The organism is Brevibacillus dissolubilis (assembly GCF_006170445.1).
GTDB lineage: Bacteria > Bacillota > Bacilli > Brevibacillales > Brevibacillaceae > Brevibacillus_B > Brevibacillus_B dissolubilis.
The window spans coordinates 232,313-253,766 of record NZ_VCNA01000007.1 but is presented as its reverse complement, the minus strand read 5'-3'; the positions used below and the strand labels follow the sequence as shown (position 1 = coordinate 253,766).

Sequence of the window (21,454 nt, the reverse complement as noted above, 5' to 3'; positions counted from 1 at the left end):
AAAAAATATTTTTTAAAAATTTTTAGAATACACTTGTTAAATCCTGTAATAATATGGTACTATTATTACAGTAATACTAAAAAATACATATAAAGAAGGGAGGATTTCACTATGAAAATCCAAGCGAAAAAAGTAGACGATATCCGTACAACTGCTACACCGCCATCCCTCTATTAATTTGATACCGTACATCCGTGGGATAGTCACCTGACTATCCCATAGATATTTACCCCCAATTTTATGGTATAGAAGGTGCTGCCTGATGGAATGCAAACCGTTATTTAAACCCATACATCCCTGCTATGAAATCCAACCCGGACTCCTCCGTCTCGGAGAATTGGCAAGAGTCGCTGTTGAATTGGAGGACGCGGACGGTTCCATCCGCCACATGATCTCCCTGATGGATGGCAGCCGCTCCATTGATGAATTGCATCAGGAACTCTTACCTACTTATCCCTATCTGACCTTAGATGAAGTGACAGAAGCTGTCCAGACACTGGATGAGCTTGGCTTCCTGTATGACCATACTATCGATCATTTCGTACCGCTGGATGAAACACAGCGGGAACGATATAGAGCAAATATCCGTTATTTTATGCTGCAATCAAGGCTTTCTCATCCACCCAGCCTCTCTCAGCACAAGATCTGTAATGCCAAGGTAACCATCCTTGGGTCGGGTGGTTTCGGTTCATCGGTTCTGGCTAATTTGGTCGGGCTTGGGGTACAGTCGGTGCGACTCGTTGATTTTGACAGAGTGGACCTGAGCAATCTCAACCGCCAGTTTCTCTTTACCGAAGAGAATATTGGTGAACTGAAGGTGGAAGTGGCCAAACGCTTCGTCAACCGCTTCAACTCATCGGTAGAGGTAGAGACTCTCGTGATGGAGATCGACTCAGTAGAAGTCGTGGAAAAGGCGATTGCCGGAAGTGATTTGGTCGTCCTTGCCGCCGATCAGCCGTTTCATATCATCCAGCGCTGGGTGAACAAGGCTTGTGTCAAAATGGGAATTCCCTTTATCGGCGGTGGAATGAATCTGTCGATCGGCTCCCTCTTCTCCGTCATCCCAGGTGAAACCAACTGTGTGGACTGTAACCACCTCTACCGCATCCGTATGATTCCTGATTACGAGGATCTGATGGAGGCGGGCATGATTCGCAACTTTATCAGCCCTACAGCCACTACCGCTGCGAATATGTCGATGATGACCGGAATGATCAGTTCGGAAATTACGCGGCTTTTAACCGGGCAAGGCGACATGCAGACCAGAAATAAAGTCATCTACTTCAATATGGATACGTTCGAGAAGCACCTTGTGGAAGAAATCGACCGCGACATCGAGAATTGCCCTACCTGTGGTCATGGAGATTCCAGCCAACGAATCTTCCGCATATTAGATACCGAGGTATTCCAAAAACGCGGGGTTGTTCCAAGAGGATAATTCTTGATAGATGGAAAGCAAAACAGAAAGGAAGATCCGACATGGAGCTGACTAATGACAGTCTAGTAAAAATGCTTCCCCTCAGGCACCGTCAAGAGAACGATGAGGAGACACTGATCGGTCGTCCCGATATCAGCAACTTCATCGTACTCCCGACATTTGCCGTGGAAATCATCGAAATGCTGGATGAAGGAAAGACCATTGGTGAAGTGGCTCAGATCATGGAGGAGCGTTTTGGTGAGCCTGTAGATGTGGCTGACTTCGTCCGTGATCTGATCACAGAATACCAATTCGTCCACTCTGTAGATGGTGTCGTATACAACACAGCCGAGGAGATCAAAGACCATTTCCCTTGGATCTCCGAGGGCCTGGGCAACTTTTTGTTCAACCGATATGCCTATATGCTGTATGGTGCGGTTGGGGTATCCGGGGCCGGGATCATCCTTGCGACCGGCAAGTACTTCCCGCTCTACTCTGATATCTTCGTCTCTTCCTCCCTCACCGTATCGGCGCTGGCTGCGATTTTTCTGGGATGGTTCTTCTTGTTCCTGCATGAGATGGCCCATCTGATGGCTGCCCGCTCTCTCGGGATCGGAAGCCGCATCGGACTGAGCCACCGCATGTTTTTCCCGGTGGCCGAGACGAATATGTCCAACATCGTTCTGGTCGATCCAGCCAGACGTTATCGGGCTTATTTTGCCGGGATGGCGTGGGATGCTTCCTTCATGAGTGTGGGGATCTGGGCCCTGTTTGCTCACGATCTGGGCTGGTGGAGCTTATCTGCAGACACGCTTGGCCTGATCAAAATCCTTAATCTTACCTTCTTCTACGGAATTGCGTTCCAATTCATGTTTTTCATGAAAACGGATATCTATTATGCGTTCACGACCAAATACAGCTGTAACAATCTGCTGGACAACACCACGCTCTACCTCCGCAAGTTCTACCGCAAATGGAGCGAGGCCGAAGCAGAAGAATGGGAAGGCATCTCCGAGAACGAAAAGAAAGTGGTCGGCTGGTACTGGTTGGTCTATCTCGTCGGTTTCGTCTGGGCCATCTACTATTTCATCGCCTTCAACGTGCGTCAGTTCATCGACTTCGCGGTGCTGATGTGGATGGGGACGCGGGGCCAGCCACTTCTGTCATGGGCGGTCTTTGACGGGGTATTACTGACCACACTGGCGCTTGTGCCGTTCGGTATCCTGTGCTGGTCATGGCTTCGGACGTGGAAAGAACGCCGTGCCAATCAGAACCGTGCCGACATGATGCAGAACGCTCCTGACGTACAATAACGATGACAAAACAAGAAGGTCATGCATTGCGCCTATATGGCAGAATGCATGACCTTTTTTTGGGTAAAGGGGTTGTTTATTTTTCGTCGAAGTTGAGTTGGGAACGCAGGTACGCATCGATGAACATGTCGATGTCGCCGTCCATGACCGCCTGCACGTTACCTACCTCGGTGTTGGTGCGGTGGTCTTTTACCATGCTGTATGGGTGGAAGACGTAGGAGCGGATCTGGCTGCCCCAGCCGATATCCTTTTGCTCCCCTTGGATAGCATCAAGCGTCTTTTGCTGCTCTTCGCGCATTCTTTCGAACAGTTTACCGGCGAGCATCTTCATCGCGCGCTCACGGTTTTTGATCTGGGAACGCTCGGTCTGGCAGGTCACGACGACACCGGTCGGCAAATGCGTGATCCGTACAGCCGAGTCAGTGGTATTGATATGCTGACCACCTGCTCCACTGGCGCGGTAGGTGTCGATCTTGAGATCCTCGGAGCGGATGTTCACTTCATTATCGTTCTCGATCTCAGGCAGGACGTTGCAGGAGACGAACGAGGTGTGACGGCGTCCGGATGAGTCGAATGGAGAGATTCGGACGAGACGGTGTACGCCTTTTTCCGCTTTGAGATAGCCGTAGGCATTGTGCCCTTTAATCAGAAGGGTGACGCTCTTGATGCCTGCCTCATCGCCCGGCAGGTAGTCAAGCGTCTCCACCTTGAAGCCTCTGTCTTCGGCCCAGCGCGTATACATCCGCAGAAGCATCGCGCCCCAGTCTTGGGACTCGGTACCGCCCGCGCCTGGGTGAAGCTCGAGGATCGCGTTGTTTTTATCGTATTCGTCGCTTAGGAGCAGTTCCAGCTCGAAGTTTTCGAATTCTTTTTTGAGCGCTTGGGTGCTGTCGTAGAGCTCTTGGATCATGGAGTCCTCTCCCTCTTCGATCACCAGCTCCAGCATCACCTGGAGGTCCTCGTAGGAGGAGTCCAGCTTGCTCATTTTTTCGACGAGACTCTTGAGTGCATTCATCTCGCTGATCGTCTTCTGTGCCGCATCGTTGTCATCCCAGAAGTCAGGGGCGAGCATCCGCTCCTCCAGCTCCCCGATGCGTTCTTGCTTCACTGGGAGGTCAAAGAGACCCCCTGATATCCGCTAATCGTTTAGCCATACTCGATAGCTCTTGCTTCACATCAGCAATGTCAATCAAAGCCATGCGTTCCAAACCACCTTATCAATGTGTCTTTAGGGTTATGTATTATTGTACTTACTTTCGGGGAGAGTGCAACCGACTGCGGGGGCAAAAAAATTTCAGATACTCTTAAGGTTGGATTAAGATAGAAGAAAGGTAATTGCGCTACTATGGATTCCAAATGGATATGGAGGTATTACATTGAGTCATACCATACTGATCGCAGACGATGAACAAGAGATCGTGGAGCTCTTGAAGCTCTATGTAGATAAAGAAGGCTTCTCCGTCGTCGAGGCTTATGACGGACAGGATGCCTACGAAAAATTGCAGCAGAACCAGATCGATCTGGCCGTGATCGACGTGATGATGCCCCGGATGGACGGCTTTCAGCTGCTCAAGACCCTGCGCCGCGACTATAACATCCCCGTCATCATCCTCAGTGCGCGCGGACAGGACAATGACAAAATCCTCGGGCTTGGTCTCGGCGCTGACGACTACATCAGCAAGCCGTTCAACCCGCTGGAAGTGGTGGCACGCATCCAGGCGCAGCTGCGCCGTTTTTACCAGCTGAATGCGACCCAGCAGCCGGATGTACCGCCAGATACGATCTCAGTGGGTGAGCTGACACTGGACAAGTCCAGCTGCGTGCTCTACCGCCAAGGCGAAGAGGTACCGCTCACCTCTATCGAGTACAAGATCATCGCCCTCCTGATGAACCAGCCCGGCCGCGTGTTTACCAAAAAGCAGATTTTTGAGAACGTCTGGGAGGACTTATTCGTCGGCGATGACAATACGATCATGGTGCATATGAGCAAAATCCGTGACAAAATCGAGCCAGACCCGAAAAAGCCGGTTTATCTGAAGACCGTGCGCGGACTCGGCTACAAGTTTGAAAAACAGGTGTTGTCCGATGAAACCTAAAAAAATTCACTCGACCCTCATGTGGAACTACACGTTCTTTATTATCCTGATCAGCCTGATCCTGACGGCGGCCCTCACCTATCTGTTCTCTGAGATCGATTCGCGGATGAAAGAGGGTGTCTCCCCCGTCTATCGTGCCAAAGACTTGGTCAACGAAAGCTACCGCGACATCAGCATCGAAGACATCAAGCCAAGCGGCGGCTGGGTGGAGATCCTCAACGAGCAGAAAAAAGTAATCCACGTCATCGGCGTCAAAAAAGATGATCTCTACACCTACAGCGAGCAGGAGCTGTACGAAAAGCTGGACAATCCTGAATCACAGGAATTCTACTATTCGATCGCGCCGTTTACGACCCCGCGCGGCCGTGAACTGCTCTGTCTGGTCAAAATCCCGCGTGATTCGATCACCATTCAGGTCCACCTGTTCAAGAATTACGAGCAGACGGTATCAGAGGTGACGACCACCATCCTCAAAGCTATCCCGATCCTGCTGATCCCCATCGCGCTGATGATCTTCCTGTTCAGCCATTGGACCGCCAAGCGGATCAGCCGTCCGCTGAAGACGATCACCGAGGGGCTGAAAAAGATGAGGGACGGAGAATACGACACCCGCCTCGTCCTCGATGTCAAGGCGGAGAGCGAATTTGCCAAGATCCGAGACGCCTTCAACTACATGGCCGACCGTCTGGAGAAGACGGAGCAGGAAAATCAAAAGCTGGAGGAAAGCAAGCAGCGGATGCTCGTCGACATCTCTCATGACCTCAAGACCCCGATCACCAGCATCCAAGGCTATGCCCGTGCCCTCAATGAAGGCATGGTCAATGACAAGGACAAAACCCAGCGCTACCTGAATCTGATCTATGACAAATCGGTCCGCGTCACCAGTCTGATCAACACCCTGTTTGAGTTTTTGATGATGGACGATTCCGATTACCACCTCTCCACGCAGGAAGCGGATCTCTGTGAATTCTTGCGCGAGATGGTGCTGGGGCATTTTGACGAGATGGAGGAAAAGAATTTTGACCTGCATGTCCATCTGCCGCAGACGGAAGTGCTGTACCCGATCGATCAGAAGCAGCTGTCCCGCGCGGTATCGAACATCTTGTCCAATGCAGTGAAATACAATCCGGAAGGCACCAAGCTGCGGATTGAGCTGATGGAGACGGAGGATTCGGTTCAGATTGAGATCGGCGATGACGGCGTGGGGATACCGGAGAATGTCCGGCAGAATATCTTTGACCCATTCACCCGTGGGGATACTGCGCGTAAAAGTGACGGTGGAACGGGGCTTGGGCTGTCGATTTCGAAAAAGATTGTGGAGAAGCATGGTGGAAGTCTGTGTCTGTTGGAGAGTTCGGTGGAGCGGACGATTTTTGCGATTCATCTGCCGAAGGGTGGGGAGATGCTGGTGGCATCGTGAGTTAATAGCTTTTACTGTAGATCAAATGACTCTGGAATTGTTCCAGAGTCATTTTTCGAAAGAGCATATTTATTAATAAATTACCAGACAAATCGCCTTTGTAAACGATCACGAAAAAGTTGGCCAGTTTACTTGTGATAAGATTACGAGCCTAGCTACTTGCAAACCCCTTACCATTTTTGTGATCACTTGTGGTTCGCAGAGGGAGTTGTGCCCCTTCCTTTTCCTTCATATTTAATACTGTCGTCATTTAAATGACTAGCCATATTTTCATCACTTACCGGGCATCTGCTTTCCTTTTAAAAATCCTCAACGTACCCCGCTGCTACTTCCTCTGGCGGATTTTTGTACCGCTGTATGTACCGTTCTGAGCGGTGACCCAATCGGCGCTGAAGTTCGTAGCTGTTGGCATCCGTCTCCTCGATGAGCTGGAAGGCACGGATAGGGAGGCCATGTGGTTGTTTACGGTCGCCAGTGCCAGATCCCGCTCAACCAGATCATCCTGCCACCCTACCACATCCCGCTTGATGACGGCGGATATTTTGTCGTGGCCATATGACGTCTGGAAGAAGTCTAGGAACCTCCCAAGATGAAGAGTTATTTACAAACGTTTGATACAACAGAAAAAGTCGATGATTCCTTAGCGAAGGAAAAATCGACTTGAGTCTGTTATAATTAGCGGATTTCAAATCTCACGTTACCGCAGTTACCCCCTGGGAGAGTGTATCCAAAATAGCTGTAACCATCACTATCAGCCGGTGGTAGCGCCATTGACCAATAGTTCCCCGCAGTTGTAATCTTGGTAGTCGTGAACCAACCGTTAGCTGGTGTCCAAAGTGCAATTCTTGCTCCTCCTCCGTAGCAACTTGAAGGGGAAGTTAGGTTTGGATATATTCTAAGGGTTCTACCATAGGCATTTTTCACACCCGTCCAATACTCTACTCCGTAATTACCGTCCAAATCAGTTGCACCCAGTACCGTGTTTCCGGAAGTGTTAGCTTGCTCGTATTCATAACTGTTACCCTGTTGATTGTAACTGGAAAAGTAGAATGTGTGGTTATTAGGATAATAGGTGTTTGCATCAATCCATGCGTAACGAGCACTATTATCAAAAGTAGCGCTCGTAAAATCATACCTTGAAATCGTAGCTTGAGGGAAATTGAAGATATTGGTATTCGAGGTATTTGGATGTGCAAAATAAATTCTCGCTTTTAAACCATTTGCATTCGCAGAAAATTTAATTTTCCCGTTACCAATATATCCGTTTGTAAGAGAGGTGCTCATCATGACTCTCGTTTCACCTGGATTGATCGTATACGATTCATAATTGGTGCTTTTCCCATAATTTGCTTCAACAGGTGCAGCCATATCAATTGTGTAGCCTGCACTACTGATAGCTTTTTCATTAATAAACAAGGTGACGGGAGAAGAACTGGTGTTTTTAACTGCAATTCCCAGTTTTACTCCACTAACACTTGAGTTGTTATGATGGTAAAAATCCGCCACATAAGTTGCAGAGGAACTGATAGTAGTTTCTGTCGTAAAGGAACCACCTTGGGAATTGGTAATATGTGATCCAAGAATTGGCTCTGGTGAATTAGAGTAGATATAACGCGCTCCCATCCGTTCAAAGGTAACGCCTAATGTATAATCAGGTGTGATCACGTTTTGTTCGGGGGAAATATTTTTCTTCCGCTTTTTAATGTACTCTTTGACGTATTCAGGAAGTTCACTTGGATTGTTTTGAATGTCATCAGATAAAGGCACTTCAACCCCTTCTGGAACCTCAATACTGTCAGAATTAAGTTCAGCAGCGTTTGTTTGACCAACTAATCCGGTCATTAATACTAAGGAAAGTAAGCCTGTTTTTTTGATCATGTAACACATCTCCTATTTTGTAAATAATGGTATATTTAGGATTATAGTTAATTTTACCTTAATTGTAAATAAATGATAGTTATTATTCTTCTTAAGTGTTACATCAGTGTAATACTTTACTAACGCGTTCTCAGATCCGGTATCAAAAAGAGATCGTGCCAAAATGCCCCCTCTGCTTTTAACCGGGGCTTTCTTCATGCGATCCAGATAAGCCTCAAATTCCTCCTCACTGAGCCACATAATATTTTCGCTCTCTTCATCCGCCGTCCGAACATCCTGGATGTCGGTCATAGGATTCATGCTGAATCGTTTCTCCCGTACTCCCCAGGAAAAAAAGCTGAGCAAGGCGTTCAGCTTCCGGTTAATCGAAATGACGGCCAACGGCTTCCCCTCTTTTGGATGCAGCAAGCCGCTGATCCACTTCCACACATCCGGCTCCGTCACTAACGCCCCCCAGTTTATTTTAGGTGTCCCGAAAAAAGAGTTCCAGGTTCCAGACCGCTTATGTATCCCCCAATGGTATTTTCCGCTTTTCCCTTCTCCCGAAGGAAGGTTTCAAACTCATTCAGCATGACAATCAAAACTCTTAATCTTATGTTGCGAGTTAACGTTTCATTTCCCGCCCCCGAAACACACCTGATTTTCACATTATGTTTCCAGTACAACACAAGACTCTGAAGTTTTATTCATCATAATCTATGTTATGTGGTGAGTTTATTTATCGAATATCCCACTCTGGAAAGGAATGTTGTCAGCGTCTTCAGATGATCGGCTAAAGCAAAAAGCATTACCTCAAGAGAGCAACTGACTCATGAGATAATGCTTTGGCATGGGTTACTTTTTCAACGTTTGCTTCACGTGTATTTGAACAGCACTTTCTGTCTTTTCGACAAGTGTTTCAATATGCTTCATATAACGTATGACGTGTTGTTTTTGAATATTGATGTCTAGATTTGGATCCTTTACTCGGTGAGCTATACCGCCTCTGATCGTAATCATGTCATTCAACTTTTTAACCGCTTGACTAGTGGACATTTTCTGCCAGTACCAGGCTCTAGTGATATCGCCAATTCCAAGATACTTTTTCAACAGCAGCTTCACGTTGTAAGAACGCGGTGTATGAAACTTTTCGTCAATCTCGTTGATAAATGCTTCCTTTACATGCTCTTCAATTACCTTTCTCCAACCATCCCCAGCAATTGACCAAACATCCCCTGATATTAATTTGGCCCCGACCTCCTCTCTAATCCCAACTGAAATTTGAGTGTAAGACTCACAATTGTAAAGCATGTACAAAAATGCCTCTTTACACAGATCCTCAATATAAGCTTCCCAACATGCAGTCAAGAGTACAACAGCACTTTTGTTTAGCACTTCGAGGTCACGTCTGCCCTTGTCAGTTCCACCTATCTGCTCGTGTAATGTCAATAGTTGTTCAATGTCTTCAAGATTTGTGTTAAAAACTTCTTTAGCTTTCGAGCTTGTCAGCGTTGGATGATTCCCCCTATTATTCAGCAGATTTATTGATTTAATACCTTCTCAGCCAAAATCCAATATTCAGAGGACTAAGCGAGTGCGTCTTTTGACTAATCCTAAAATCAACCATTTCGGGACATAGCATATTGTGTGAAATCAACTCCACTTTTATACATTAACACCTGTTCGTAAACTAATAGGTATTGTTTGGATTCCGAACTGTCAACATACTTTTTAACAAAATGTGCCCCCACCACCTTTTGTCAACCAGATAAAACGGAATCACGTTTTTTTTTGCGTGCTTGGTTGACGCCAAAAATATGACAACCAAAAAATATGTTGCAATCAAAATGGCACTTTTTCGCACTTTCGTCTGAGAAAACCCTTGACTTTCCTGAAAATAGGGTTGAATGCAACACTCTACACCTATGTGACATTTAAATTAGTAGACGTATAGCTCATTGGACACCATTAAAGGCCGACCAACATTACAAATGTTTACTATCAATCTCCTCTAGACTGTCCAAGAAGGTATACCTTTTACGGACGTAAATAAACAAGCCTGCTCGCAATGGAACCGGCTTGTAATAATTAGATCTTAATCTTGGGTACCGTCCCTTTTATCTAACTGAGCGGATTTCTCTGCTCGCTCATCTCATGGAACCAATCTGAGAATCCGTAATGACTTTCCTTGCAACTAAATTGATTGTTGATGTTTACTTAAACTTCGTGACATATCTTGTATAAACCCAACCGCTAATGCTAGCTTCATCCTCCTTCCATTCAACAAGGGTCCAGTCTTTTTTTCTTTCGATGATTTTAACAATGGTCCCCTGGGTCAATTCACCGATTGATCTTGATTTATGATGTGCACCTTGTCGTAAAACCAATGATTTAGAGGTGACAAAACCATACTGGAGATATTCCTTATTAACCACTGTAACTGATTCGTTCGTTGATATTTGATTTGGCTCAGTTATGGGGGATACCGGGAGGAGCAAAGTAATATAAAAAGAGAGAATATTCACAATAATACCCATAATAAAGTTAATTAATTGGGCCTTTTTCTGTTCTTTTACTAAATTGTCGACTCCTTCTTTGATGGTGGCTTGGTTAGATAAAAGCCCACTTTCCTCCAAAACGCTTTTAAATAACTCTTTCATTTGCTCAATATCATCGGCTGAGAATCTTTCAGTGCTCTCATTAGTCTCTTTAGCATGAGATTCTTTCTTTGTTACTTGATCTATATTCCTTATTATTCCAACATCTGTTTCCAATTGCGCTACTGGATTTTGTGCTTCAAGGAGCGCATCTCTTCCCCCAACAACCTTCATGTAATCAGCTGCCCTTTTAGCTACTTCAAAGAGCGCATCACTTCCTCCAACAGCCTTCATGTAATCAGCTGCTCTTTTAGCTGCTTCAAGGAGCGCATCTCTTCCCCCAACAACCTTCATGTAATCAGCTGCCCTTTTAGATGCTTCAAGGAGCGCATCTCTTCCCCCAACAACCTTCATATAATCAACAGTCCTTTGAGCTGCTTCAAGGAGCGCATCTCCGCCTCCTCCTATAGACCTTATGTAAGCAACATCTGCTCTTTTAGCTGCTTCAAGGAACGTATCTCTGTTCCCAACCATCTTCATGTAATCAGCTGTCCTTTGAGCTGCTTCAAGAAGCGCATCTCTGTTCCCAACCATCTTCATGTAATCAGCATTCCTTTGAGCTGCTTCAAGGAGCGCATCTCTTCCCCCAACCATCTTCATGTAATCAGCATTCCTTTGAGCTGCTTCAAGAAGCGCATCTCTGTTCCCAACCATCTTCATGTAATCAGCATTCCTTTGAGCTGCTTCAAGGAGCGCATCGCTACCTCCTCCTATAGCCTTCATGTGAGCATTTACTCTTTTTACTGCTTCGGGGAGCGCATTCATTTCTTTTATCGTATGTCTGTACGTATTAAATCCACTAGAAATAATATTGTAATTTATCCCTCGCTTCATTATAATCAAATCCTCCGAACATAATAGTTAGTAATCACCATCTACTTTTTACGGCTTATCCCCGCAATAGTTTCAATTTTTCCTTTATTTGCTCTCGACTCGGTTGTGTGTAGCGTGCCGTTGTCTGGATCGCCGGCGTTCCCTTTTTCGTGATGTGTCCCAAGTAATACGCCAGCTCCTCAAGTGTCCATCCTTCTTCACGGCAGCGGTGGGCAAAATCGTGGCGCAGATCGTGGTAGGTTACGTCCTGGATAATCTCCCACTCGTCCTTCTTCGCGTTGGCTTTGAGTGTTCTCATCCAGTGGTGGATACCAGGCTCGGTCAGGCGGTCAGCCCGTTGCGAGACGAACACGTATGGACTTTCGCGATCCCTCCGCGCCGGAGATTCTAGGTAGTCATACAGCGGACGCCGGACTTCATTCAGCAGATCAATCTCCCGCTCCTTGTCCCCTTTAAACCCTACTTTTAGCCAGCCTACTTTCGGTCCAACATAGCAGTTCGCCATCGTCAGCCTGGATACATCACTGACACGGCAGCCAGCCCAGTACCCCAGCGCAAAAATCGTCTCACTTCGCGGGTCTCCCTGCCGCTCAACCAAATTACGCAGCACGTAGCGCTGATCCGGGGACAGGTGACGAGGAGCGATGAGAGGCTGTGCCGGTATTTCCACTCCTCTTGCCGGATTTTTTGCCATCTCGCCCTTCTCTATCAGCCACTCAGAAAACTTGCTCACCGCAGACTTTAGCCGGTTCCTGTGGCTGATGCTGTACTCCTGCTCTGCGAGTTCCTTCATAATATATCTCCAGCGCGGTGCGCGTGATCTCCTCCGGTCGGAAGGTCCCGCCCGAACCGGGACGCTGCGTAAGCCAATCACCAAACTGCCGAATGGCCCGCTGGTAAGCATCCACCGTTCCCTCGCTGAAGCGCGGGTGGGCCAGAATAAAATCGGTTATGTAGTCATCGACGTAAGAACCCGGCTTTCGAAACGGAACTACACTCATGTCACATGCTCCTTTCACTCTAAAAATTTTCTGTTACGAGTTTTTGGCTCTCATTTTGAATGTGCCGTCTTGCCCGATGTTGATCTGACGCGGGGGATTTTCCTCAATAATACCAAAACCCGTAACAAAAACTAAGTTCTGTTACAACTCCAATATTCAAGTATTATTTATCCTTCCCTTACATCGCATCTGTAGATTCCGGCATGAACGGAGCTTTGGAATGTTGCCCATATCATACATGTCCAGAATACATTGAACAAATTTATACAATTCTTGTTCTAGAAAATGAAAGAAGCACTCGCTGCCATAAGACATCGAATGCTTACTCCATCAAACCAGCATACAAACAAAGATACAGAAAGGATGCCAGTTATATTAACGATACCGTAGGTTAGTTAACATAGTCACCATCAGTAGTTGTAATTTTCTCGTTTTACAGAGTAACTGACGAACCAACTAATATCTCGCTAACACTGTAACGATTTGTATTCGTTTCCTACGCCTTCTGACGGCGACTGCGAATATCCACCCACACCGCCAACACAAGAATCGAGCCTTTTACAATGTACTGCCAGAACGAATCCAGGTTGATCAAGCTCATCCCATTATCCAAGCTCGCCATAACCAATCCACCGATGATCGCACCGAAGATTTTACCGGAGCCGCCCATCAGACTTGTGCCCCCGATGACGCAGGCTGCGATCGCATCCAGCTCGTAGTTCTGCCCCGCACTGATCGTCGCGGAATCAAGACGCGAGGTCAGGACAATCGCCGCGATGGAAGACAACAGACCGCTCAGTACGAAGATAAACAGGGTATTACGCTTGATATTAATCCCCGACAGACGGGCCGCTTCTTTGTTGCCGCCGATCGCATAGATCGAGCGGCCAAACGGCGTATGATTGGCGAGGAAGGTAAAGAGCAGCGCAAAGCCCGCAACGATAACGAGCGGGAACGGAATCCCTTTGTACCAGTTCATCACAAACGCGAAGAGTCCGATCAGCACCGCGAGCAGGACAAGCTTGCCTACTTCTGCGGAGAATGGTGGTACATCAAAGCCATACTTGATACGGGACTGACGTTTGCGAAGAGTGGAGAATACTGTCCACACAATCGCGATGGCTGCCAAACCGTATCCTACAGCAAAAGGCAGGTAGGCGTTCCCGACCATCTTGAACATGCCTGTCAGCGGAGCAACTGTGGTACCATCCGTAATCCCCATCAGAATCCCACGAAACACCATCATCCCACCCAACGTGACGATGAAGGCGGGTACAGCCTGATAGGCGACGATCCACCCCTGCAAGAGGCCGATCAATGCACCCAAGACCAGTGTCGCGACGATCACAGTCCCAGTGTCCATCCCGAACCAGACCTGCAGAATCGCGGCCACCCCGCCGGTCAGACCGACAATCGAGCCTACGGAGAGGTCAATGTGTCCTGCTACGATAATCAGGACCATCCCAATCGCTAGAATAGAGGTAACAGACATCTGCATGAACAGGTTGGATAAGTTCCGAGCTGTCAAAAAAGTATCATTCAAAAACGTAAACAGCACCCAAATGGCAATCAGGGCAAAAATCATGGTATAGGTACGCATATCCGGTTTGCCGAACAGTTGGAGCTTTTTGTCCGTTCCCGGTGCTTTGGTCAGTTCTGCTTTCATCGTTTATCTCCCTCCTGTTGCGGCTTGCATGATATTCTCTTGTGTAGCGTCACGCCAATCGAACTCTGCTGTGACGGCTCCCTCGCTCATCACGTAGATGCGGTCGCTCATCCCAAGTACCTCGGGCAGCTCGGAGGAGATCATCAGGATCGCCATACCTTCTGCTACCAGACGGTTCATCAGGTTGTAGATTTCGTACTTGGCTCCTACGTCGATGCCGCGTGTCGGTTCATCGAGGATCAAGAGCTTCGGCTCAGTCAGCAGCCATTTGCCGAGAACGACCTTCTGCTGATTGCCCCCTGACAGAGTGCCGACCGCTGTCTCGATGGACGGTGTCTTGATCAGCAATTCCTTGACATAGTGGTTGCTCTGGCGGATTTCCTCATTGGCGTCGATCACAGAGGATGTGGACAGTCGGTTGAGGCTGGCTAAGCTGATATTGTTTTTGATCGACTGGTCGAGCACAAGACCGTAGCGCTTGCGGTCCTCTGACACGAGAGCGATGCCGTGCTTGATACCGTCCAGCGTGCTTTTCGCGTGGACAGATTGGCCGTCTACCAGCATCTCGCCTGTCTTCTTGCCTTCCCATGCGCCAAAAATCGCGGTAGCCAGCTCGGTACGTCCTGCCCCCATCAGTCCGGCAATCCCGACGATCTCACCTTTCCGAATATTCAAACTAATATCTCGAATTACAGCCTTACTCGGATTTTCAGGATCATAAGCGGTGAAATTCTTTAGCTCCAGCACGACCTCTCCCGGTGTATGCTCCACACGTGGGAACAGCTCGGTCAGATCGCGGCCTACCATCAGAGAGATGATTTTGTTTTCATCCAGCTCGCTTGCCGGACGGGTGGCGATACTTTTGCCATCGCGCAGGACGGTGATCGAGTCAGCGAGTGCGAACACTTCATTGAGCTTGTGAGAGATATAGATGCAGGTGACACCGCGTCGGCGCAGGTCACGCAGGATGCCCATGAGCGTCTCTACTTCGCTTTCCGTCAGGGCGGCAGTCGGCTCGTCGAGGATCAGGATTTTGGCATCCTTGGACAGGGCCTTGGCGATCTCGACAAGCTGCTGCTGTCCGATCCCGAGTGCACCTACCATGGTGTCCGGTGAAAAATGAAGCCCAACCTGCTCCAGCCATTTGCGTGCTTCATAATACAGCTGATCCCAGTCGATCCCAAATCCTCTGCGCGGTTCACGCCCGAGAAAAATGTTCTCTCCGATAGTCAGCTCCTTGGCTAATGCCAGCTCTTGGTAGATGATTGCGATCCCTGCCTGTTCCGCATCCTTGATTGCAGCAAAACGCTTCGGCTCGCCGTCGATCTTGATCGTCCCGTCATAGGTTCCAGCCGGGTAGAGACCACTTAACACCTTCATCAGTGTGGATTTGCCCGCACCATTTTCCCCGCAGAGGGCGTGAATCTCACCGGATTGGACTTGAAAGCTAACGGCATCTAATGCTTTGACGCCGGGGAATTCTTTGGTGATGTGCTCCATTTCGAGTGCGTAGGTCTTCATGAACCACCCCTCCTGTTACATGTTGTGACAGCTGGTGCTTTCCTTGGCACCGCCTTCTCTTTCGATACGCCTTGTTTCGTGCGGACAAAAAGACCGCCGTAGCTGACGGTCTTTTCTCGTCCATGTATGCTGGTCACGAATCTATTTTTTCGGCCATTGATCCTGTGGCACGTTTTTGAAGACGTCCTCAAGCTTGTGGAAGCCGTCTGCGACGACAGTGTCTGCCACGTTGTCTTTGTTGACCGCGACTGGCTCAAGCAGGAGAGATGGCACATCGATTTTGCCGTTGTTGACTTTGGCAGGTGCTTCTACCGCTTCGTTCTTCGCCAGCTTGACGGAGAGCTCGGCTACAGTGTCTGCCAGCTTCTTGATTGGTTTGTAGACGGTCATGGTCTGTTTGCCTTCGACGATGCGTTGCAGGGCAGCCAGCTCCGCGTCTTGACCGGATACCGGTACTTTGCCGACGAGACCTTGTGCGGTGAGCGCTTGGATGACACCGCCTGCTGTACCGTCGTTGGCTGCGACTACGGCCTGGATGTTGTTGCTGTTGGCGGTTAGAGCGTTCTCCATGTTTTTGAGTGCTTCTTCTGGCTTCCAGTCTTTGGAGTACTGATCGAAGACGATGTTGATTTTGCCTTCCTTGGCGAGTGGCTCGAGAATGTTCATCGCGCCTTTGCGGAACAGAACCGCGTTGTTGTCCGTATCAGCACCACCGATGTAGACATAGTTGCCGGTCGGTGCTTTTTCGATGATGGCCTTCGCTTGGATTTCGCCTACTTTTTCGTTATCGAAGGAAACGTAGAGGTCTACTTCGGAGTTCTTGATCAGGCGGTCATAGGAGACGACCTTGATGCCTGCTGCATGTGCTTTTTCTACGATGGCAGCTGTTGCCTCGGCGTTGTGCGGTACGACTACGAGCACGTCGACACCTTGGGAGATGAGGTTTTCTGCTTGGGCCAGCTGCTTGGCGTCATCGCCATTCGCTGCCTGGGTCAGTACCTCTGCACCGAGTTCTTTTACTTTTGCTTCAAAAAGTTCACGGTCTTTCTGCCAGCGCTCTTCTTTGAGCGTGTCCATGGAGAAGCCGATGACGAGCTTGCCGTCGTCTTTGCCGGTGGCACCGCCTGCGCCGCCTTGTTGGACATTTTCAGAGACAGCGCCTTGTCCGCATGCGGTAAGAGCCAGTGCGAGTACAGATGTGGCTGCAACGTTCCAGATCAGTTTATAGCTTTTCTTTTTCATGAAAACCCTCTCCCTTTTTACGTATCGTCTATTTCGATTTTGGTTGTCTTGAAGTCTCAGTCGATCTGTTTTGTAATCGTTTACATTGACTACTTTATCGTAAAAAGAGCGCTTTCATAGCAAGAATCTTCTATCCTTTTTTGCTATCTTCTGCACTATTTTGTGCTAGTCCCGTCTGTACTCGCTGGGGGCTTGTCCTGTTACCTTTTTGAACACCCGGCTAAAATAGTTCGGGTTGGCGTATCCGACCTCGATGGCGATTTCTTTTAATCCTTTTTCCGAGTGGGCGAGGTAGCGCTTGGCCTGCTCGATCCGCAGCTGGGTGAGGTAGTCGATGAAGGTGATGCCGCACTGCTGGCTGAACATCTTGCTGAGATAGTAGGGGCTGAGGTGGAACTGCTCGGCCACTTCTTCGAGCTTGATATCTTTGGAGTAGTTGCGCTGGAGGTAGTCTTTTACCTGTTCGAGCACATTGCCCATTTTACGCGAGCGCTCCTCGTTGATCTGGCCGCTGATCTGGCGAATCCAGTACTCTCCCGTCTGTCTCGCCTCCGCTACCGTCGTGATCGTGTCAAAGGAATACTGCGAGAATTGCGTCAGTGACAGCTGATAGTCCAGTGCCACGCGGGAGATGACGGTCAGGCACTCGATCAGAAATCGGCGAACATAGCGGATCTCGCCCTGTGAGGCTTGGCTTGCCGCCTCCAGCATGCGGTGGAACAAAAGCAGGCTCTCTTCGGTCCGTCCCAGTCTGATCTTCTCCAGCAGCACCCGCTCCTGCTCGAAGGAATAGTCATAGCTCTTCACGGTCAGCGGCAAGTCGGCATAGTGATGCACCACGGCAGGCACGGACGGGTCCTTAACCGCCATGACAGCCTCCTGATACGATTTCTGCAAACCGTCAAAGCCGTCATAGCGGTTTCCGATACCAAACCGCACGCGGACAGGCCCTTGGGCAAACAGATTGGCCAGACGCCGCGCCAACTTGATCGCTTCCACCCGTGCAGAGTACTCAGCCTGTCTGCCCTCATCTGTCAGCACGAACAGAGTGGTCTGCTGCCACAGCATCGGGCTGACCAGACAGTCCGCCCACTCCTTGGCTTTTTCGCGCAGCTTGTCATAGCAGGCTTGCTTCTCTAGATGAAAAAGAGCCGGGTCTGCCTCCTTCATCCACTCCTCTACCGGGTGAAAGGCCGCGACGATCGCGAAGCCTTTTACCTCAGAGAGCTGGAGCACATCGGCATAGGTATGGTACGAGTCGAGCTGGTTATCGAGCATCAACAGGGTGGTCAGCTCGTTCTCCACCAGCGGGAGCATCTGTGCCAGCCGTTCCCGAAGCTGCTGTTCCTCCTCATGGCGGGAGCGCTCCTGCTCGATCTCTTGGATGATACGCTGGATGGTTTCGACCACCTTTTGATTGCTGGCAGGCTTGAGCACGTACTCTTTGACCCCCAGACTGACCGCTTCTTGGGCATAGTCGAAGTAATCGTAGGCAGAGACGAGGATGAATTTGGTCATAGGCAACTCTTCACGCAGCTCACGGATCGCCGTCAGCCCGTCCATCCCCGGCATTTTGATATCCATCATCATGATGTCAGGTCGATGCTCACGTCCCAGTTCGACGGCTTGTCTGCCGTTCTTGGCTTCAGCCACAATCGTCACCTCTGGCAACGCCCGCGAAATAATCATCTTCAGAACCTCGCGCTCGATCTGTTCGTCATCCGCGAGAATCAGCTTCAAGCTCATAGACTGCCCCCTCCTTCATCTCTGTCACCATCGGTGGATCGAGCGGCAAAAACAGGCGGATCGTCGTCCCCATCCCGGCCTTACTCTCGATCTGGATCACTTGCTCGACTTGTTCTTTTTTACAGAAAAACATCAATCGCTTCACCACATTACGCAGCCCAATCCCAGTCGAATGCCCCTGCGCACGCTTAGGCTCGCCTGTCTGCTGGTTCTGCTCCATCCGCATCAGGCGCTTCAGCGTGTCTTCGCTCATGCCGAGGCCGTTGTCTGAGATTTCGACGACGGCTGTAGGACTTGTCCGGATGGCCGGTGTCTCAGTCGATGTTGTCTCGGCGGATGCTGTCGCCTCAGTCTCATACCTGCCGTCCATTGTGCCAACTCCGCTATGCGCTCCTGCTAATCCACTCCATCCACTCTCCCGATACACCCTGACCGTGATCGTCCCGCCTTCCTCATACTCCTCAATCCCGTGGATAAATGCATTCTCCACCAGCGGCTGTATCGTCAGGCACGGAATCTCCACATCGAGCAGGGCCGGGTCAGCCTCACAGACGAAGCGTACCCGCTCCCCGAACCGCGTCTCCTGAATCCGGATATATTCCTTCACATGATTCAGCTCTTCTGAGACCGTCACCGGAGCATCGATGCGGCGCAGATTGTATCGCAGCAGGTTGGACAATGAGATCATCAGCTCACTTGACCGCTCCGCCCCTTCGATATAGGCCAGCTTGGAGATGACATTCAGCGTATTAAATAAAAAATGCGGGTGAATCTGATTCTGCAGTGCCTTCAGCTCCATCTCCTTGAGCAGATGGTTGACCTCCAGATTCTCCACCTCTTGCTTTTGCAGCTGAATCACCAGCTCAGCCTTGTTGTTCATCTCGCTGACCATGTGCTGAATGTTCTGCCCCATCGTGTTGAACGACTGAGCCAGAATCTCCACCTCATCCCCGCTGTTCACTTCGACCGGCTGAAAATGAAACACCCCGTTGCGCAGATACGACCGCTTCGCCGCATTCGCCAGTCTGGTAATCGGCCTGCTGATCCCCGTCGAGAACCAAAAGACGAACAAAATACTAAATCCCGCCGTACAGATGATCATCAGCGTGCTCAGTTCGCGCAGAGACTCGTTTTCCTTCACCGTGTCGGCATAAAAGCGATGGTAGTTGGTCAATTCGATATCGTAGAGGCTCTGTGCGTACTCTTGCAAATACCGCTTAAGGTTCTCCAGCTCCTGATACTCCTTTGCATAACGCTCCGTGTCCTCCAGCTGCTTATGGCTGATCACCATATCCGCCAGTTCGATGTAACTCGTAATGATATTTTTATAGTTATTTACAGCCAATTGATTATTCGGATCGGTAAAAAACGTCCCAATCTTCCCCTGATCGGTCAGCAGCGTCTGCTTAAGCGCGGCATATTCACTCAGATAGCGCGGGCCCGGGTTCTGCAGCTGCATGGCGACGGTCTTACTCATATCACGTGAGGTCTGCGTGATTTCATTGAGCAGCAGAAACCGGCGCAGAATCTCGTCATAATCGTTGATATAGATTTGATTAGAATGATACAAAAAGTATGATACCTGGATCAGCGTAATAATGATCACCAAAAACGCCGCCAACAGCTTCGTTCGAATGGTTCGAATCACCCGCATCGTTTCTCACCACTTTTCCATCTGATTCAATCCTGGGCCTGTCCACAAGCGTACCTCTGTGTAGACCTCGGATGGGACCTGCTTGCCCTGCTTGACATCTTGCATGAGCTGAAATGACTTCTCCCCCATCGTCCTCGGGTCTTCCGCTACAATCGCATCGACGGCACCTTCTCCGACATAGAGCCGCGTCTCCGGCAATGGGTTAAAAGCGACGACATACACCTCGTCACTCTTCTGTAAGCGCTTTACCGCTTGTCCGATCCCCGGCCCGTCCCATGCAGACAATCCGACGATAGCATCCAGCTCGGGATACTCAGTGAGCAATCGCGTCGTCAGGCTGGCTGCGAGGAACTGATCAGCCTGTGAGTCCTGCACGATCCGCAGGTGCATGTCCGGGTACTTGGCTAACACCTTCTGCAAGCCTTTTAGCCTCTGACGCTGGTTCGTCGCATGAAAATTCCCCAGAATCACGGCCAACTCTCCGCGCCCCCTCATCACCTCCGCCAGATGTTCCCCGACCATCACCCCGGCCTGATCATTATCCGAGCCGATATAGGCGATACGCTCACTCGCCGGTGCGTCACTGTCGATGGTGATTACCGGAATGCCCCGTTTCATCGCTTGGTTGATCACAGGCGTGAAGGCTTCTTCATTCATCCCCTGCACGATGATCCCATCCACTCTGCTCGCAATCGCCCGGTTCAACAGATCAAGCTGTTCCACCATATCCGACGTCTCCGGCCCCAGATACTCAAACGAGATGGTCTGATTTCCGATAGCGCTTGTCATTCCCTTTTTCACCTGATCCCAGTACGGATTCTTCTCCTCTGGATAGACCAAGGCAAAATGATACTTGCTTGGAGGCAACGGTTCCTGTACGGTCGACCGTTCTGTCTTCATCCCGCTCAGTTTACTGTAGATGAACACAGACACGACCGCGAGCATCAGCATATTCAGCAAAATCAAGTATTCCGTCGCGGACAGCTTACGCACATGACCCCTCCTTTTGTAAAATGCCACCCTCCTTCCC

The 21,454-nt window shown here is 49.4% G+C and carries 16 protein-coding genes; 4 read left to right on the top strand and 12 right to left on the bottom strand.

What is annotated here, in order from left to right:
- Positions 1-262: 262 nt before the first annotated feature.
- Together FGI41_RS15165 and FGI41_RS15160 are read left to right on the top strand one after the other, a co-directional pair.
- Positions 263-1,438 carry a HesA/MoeB/ThiF family protein gene (locus FGI41_RS15165; protein WP_139491195.1) on the top strand — a complete coding sequence of 392 codons (1,176 nt, stop codon included), beginning with the start codon at positions 263-265 and terminating at the stop codon, positions 1,436-1,438.
- A gap of 41 nt (positions 1,439-1,479) precedes the next feature.
- A complete protein-coding gene (locus FGI41_RS15160) occupies positions 1,480-2,730 on the top strand; it encodes a PqqD family protein (protein ID WP_139491194.1) in 1,251 nt (416 codons plus the stop codon).
- A 76-nt stretch (positions 2,731-2,806) separates the two neighbouring features.
- Here the strand turns inward: FGI41_RS15160 and prfB are convergent.
- Positions 2,807-3,929 (bottom strand): peptide chain release factor 2 gene (gene prfB / locus FGI41_RS15155; RefSeq protein ID WP_139491193.1). Its coding sequence is split into 2 segments (ribosomal slippage): positions 2,807-3,847 and positions 3,849-3,929, totalling 1,122 coding nucleotides; the frame shifts between segments, so codons are not numbered across the junction.
- Between the two features lie 177 nt (positions 3,930-4,106).
- Between prfB and FGI41_RS15150 the strand changes: the two genes are divergently transcribed.
- A complete protein-coding gene (locus FGI41_RS15150; protein ID WP_139491192.1) occupies positions 4,107-4,826 on the top strand; it encodes a response regulator transcription factor in 720 nt (239 codons plus the stop codon).
- Positions 4,816-6,246 (top strand): sensor histidine kinase, encoded by a 1,431-nt coding sequence (locus FGI41_RS15145; protein WP_139491191.1) that lies wholly within the window; start codon positions 4,816-4,818, stop codon positions 6,244-6,246. The genes FGI41_RS15150 and FGI41_RS15145 overlap by 11 nt, the downstream gene beginning before the upstream one ends.
- Before the next feature lie 675 nt (positions 6,247-6,921).
- On the opposite strand, the gene FGI41_RS15140 is transcribed toward FGI41_RS15145, so the two are convergent.
- The 11 genes from FGI41_RS15140 to FGI41_RS15090 form a co-directional block, all read right to left on the bottom strand.
- A complete protein-coding gene (locus FGI41_RS15140) occupies positions 6,922-8,124 on the bottom strand; it encodes a hypothetical protein (protein ID WP_139491190.1) in 1,203 nt (400 codons plus the stop codon).
- 12 nt (positions 8,125-8,136) lie between these two features.
- A complete protein-coding gene (locus FGI41_RS15135; RefSeq protein WP_139491189.1) occupies positions 8,137-8,568 on the bottom strand; it encodes a site-specific integrase in 432 nt (143 codons plus the stop codon).
- 390 nt (positions 8,569-8,958) lie between these two features.
- On the bottom strand, positions 8,959-9,564 hold the full coding sequence (locus FGI41_RS15130; RefSeq protein WP_255298481.1) for a HEPN domain-containing protein: 606 nt from the start codon (positions 9,562-9,564) through the stop codon (positions 8,959-8,961).
- Positions 9,565-10,316: 752 nt separating this feature from the next.
- The gene (locus FGI41_RS15125) at positions 10,317-11,594 is read right to left on the bottom strand and encodes an SH3 domain-containing protein (protein WP_139491187.1); all 1,278 of its coding nucleotides are present in this window, start codon (positions 11,592-11,594) and stop codon (positions 10,317-10,319) included.
- 55 nt (positions 11,595-11,649) lie between these two features.
- Positions 11,650-12,387 carry a tyrosine-type recombinase/integrase gene (locus FGI41_RS15120; protein ID WP_255298476.1) on the bottom strand — a complete coding sequence of 246 codons (738 nt, stop codon included), beginning with the start codon at positions 12,385-12,387 and terminating at the stop codon, positions 11,650-11,652.
- A 704-nt stretch (positions 12,388-13,091) separates the two neighbouring features.
- The gene (locus tag FGI41_RS15115; protein WP_139491185.1) at positions 13,092-14,261 is read right to left on the bottom strand and encodes a sugar ABC transporter permease; all 1,170 of its coding nucleotides are present in this window, start codon (positions 14,259-14,261) and stop codon (positions 13,092-13,094) included.
- Between the two features lie 3 nt (positions 14,262-14,264).
- Positions 14,265-15,782, bottom strand: a complete 1,518-nt coding sequence (locus FGI41_RS15110) for a xylose ABC transporter ATP-binding protein (protein WP_139491184.1) — start codon at positions 15,780-15,782, stop codon at positions 14,265-14,267.
- Between the two features lie 141 nt (positions 15,783-15,923).
- Positions 15,924-17,024 carry a D-xylose ABC transporter substrate-binding protein gene (gene xylF / locus FGI41_RS15105; protein WP_139491183.1) on the bottom strand — a complete coding sequence of 367 codons (1,101 nt, stop codon included), beginning with the start codon at positions 17,022-17,024 and terminating at the stop codon, positions 15,924-15,926.
- Between the two features lie 165 nt (positions 17,025-17,189).
- Entirely contained in the window at positions 17,190-18,770 is a 1,581-nt protein-coding gene (locus tag FGI41_RS15100; protein ID WP_139491182.1) for a helix-turn-helix domain-containing protein, read from the bottom strand.
- Positions 18,742-20,424: a sensor histidine kinase gene (locus tag FGI41_RS15095; protein ID WP_139491181.1), complete on the bottom strand. Its 1,683-nt coding sequence runs from the start codon at positions 20,422-20,424 to the stop codon at positions 18,742-18,744. The genes FGI41_RS15100 and FGI41_RS15095 overlap by 29 nt, the downstream gene beginning before the upstream one ends.
- A gap of 6 nt (positions 20,425-20,430) precedes the next feature.
- Complete coding sequence (locus FGI41_RS15090) at positions 20,431-21,417, bottom strand: sugar-binding protein (RefSeq protein WP_176560284.1); 987 nt, start codon at positions 21,415-21,417, stop codon at positions 20,431-20,433.
- Between the last annotated feature and the right edge of the window lie 37 nt (positions 21,418-21,454).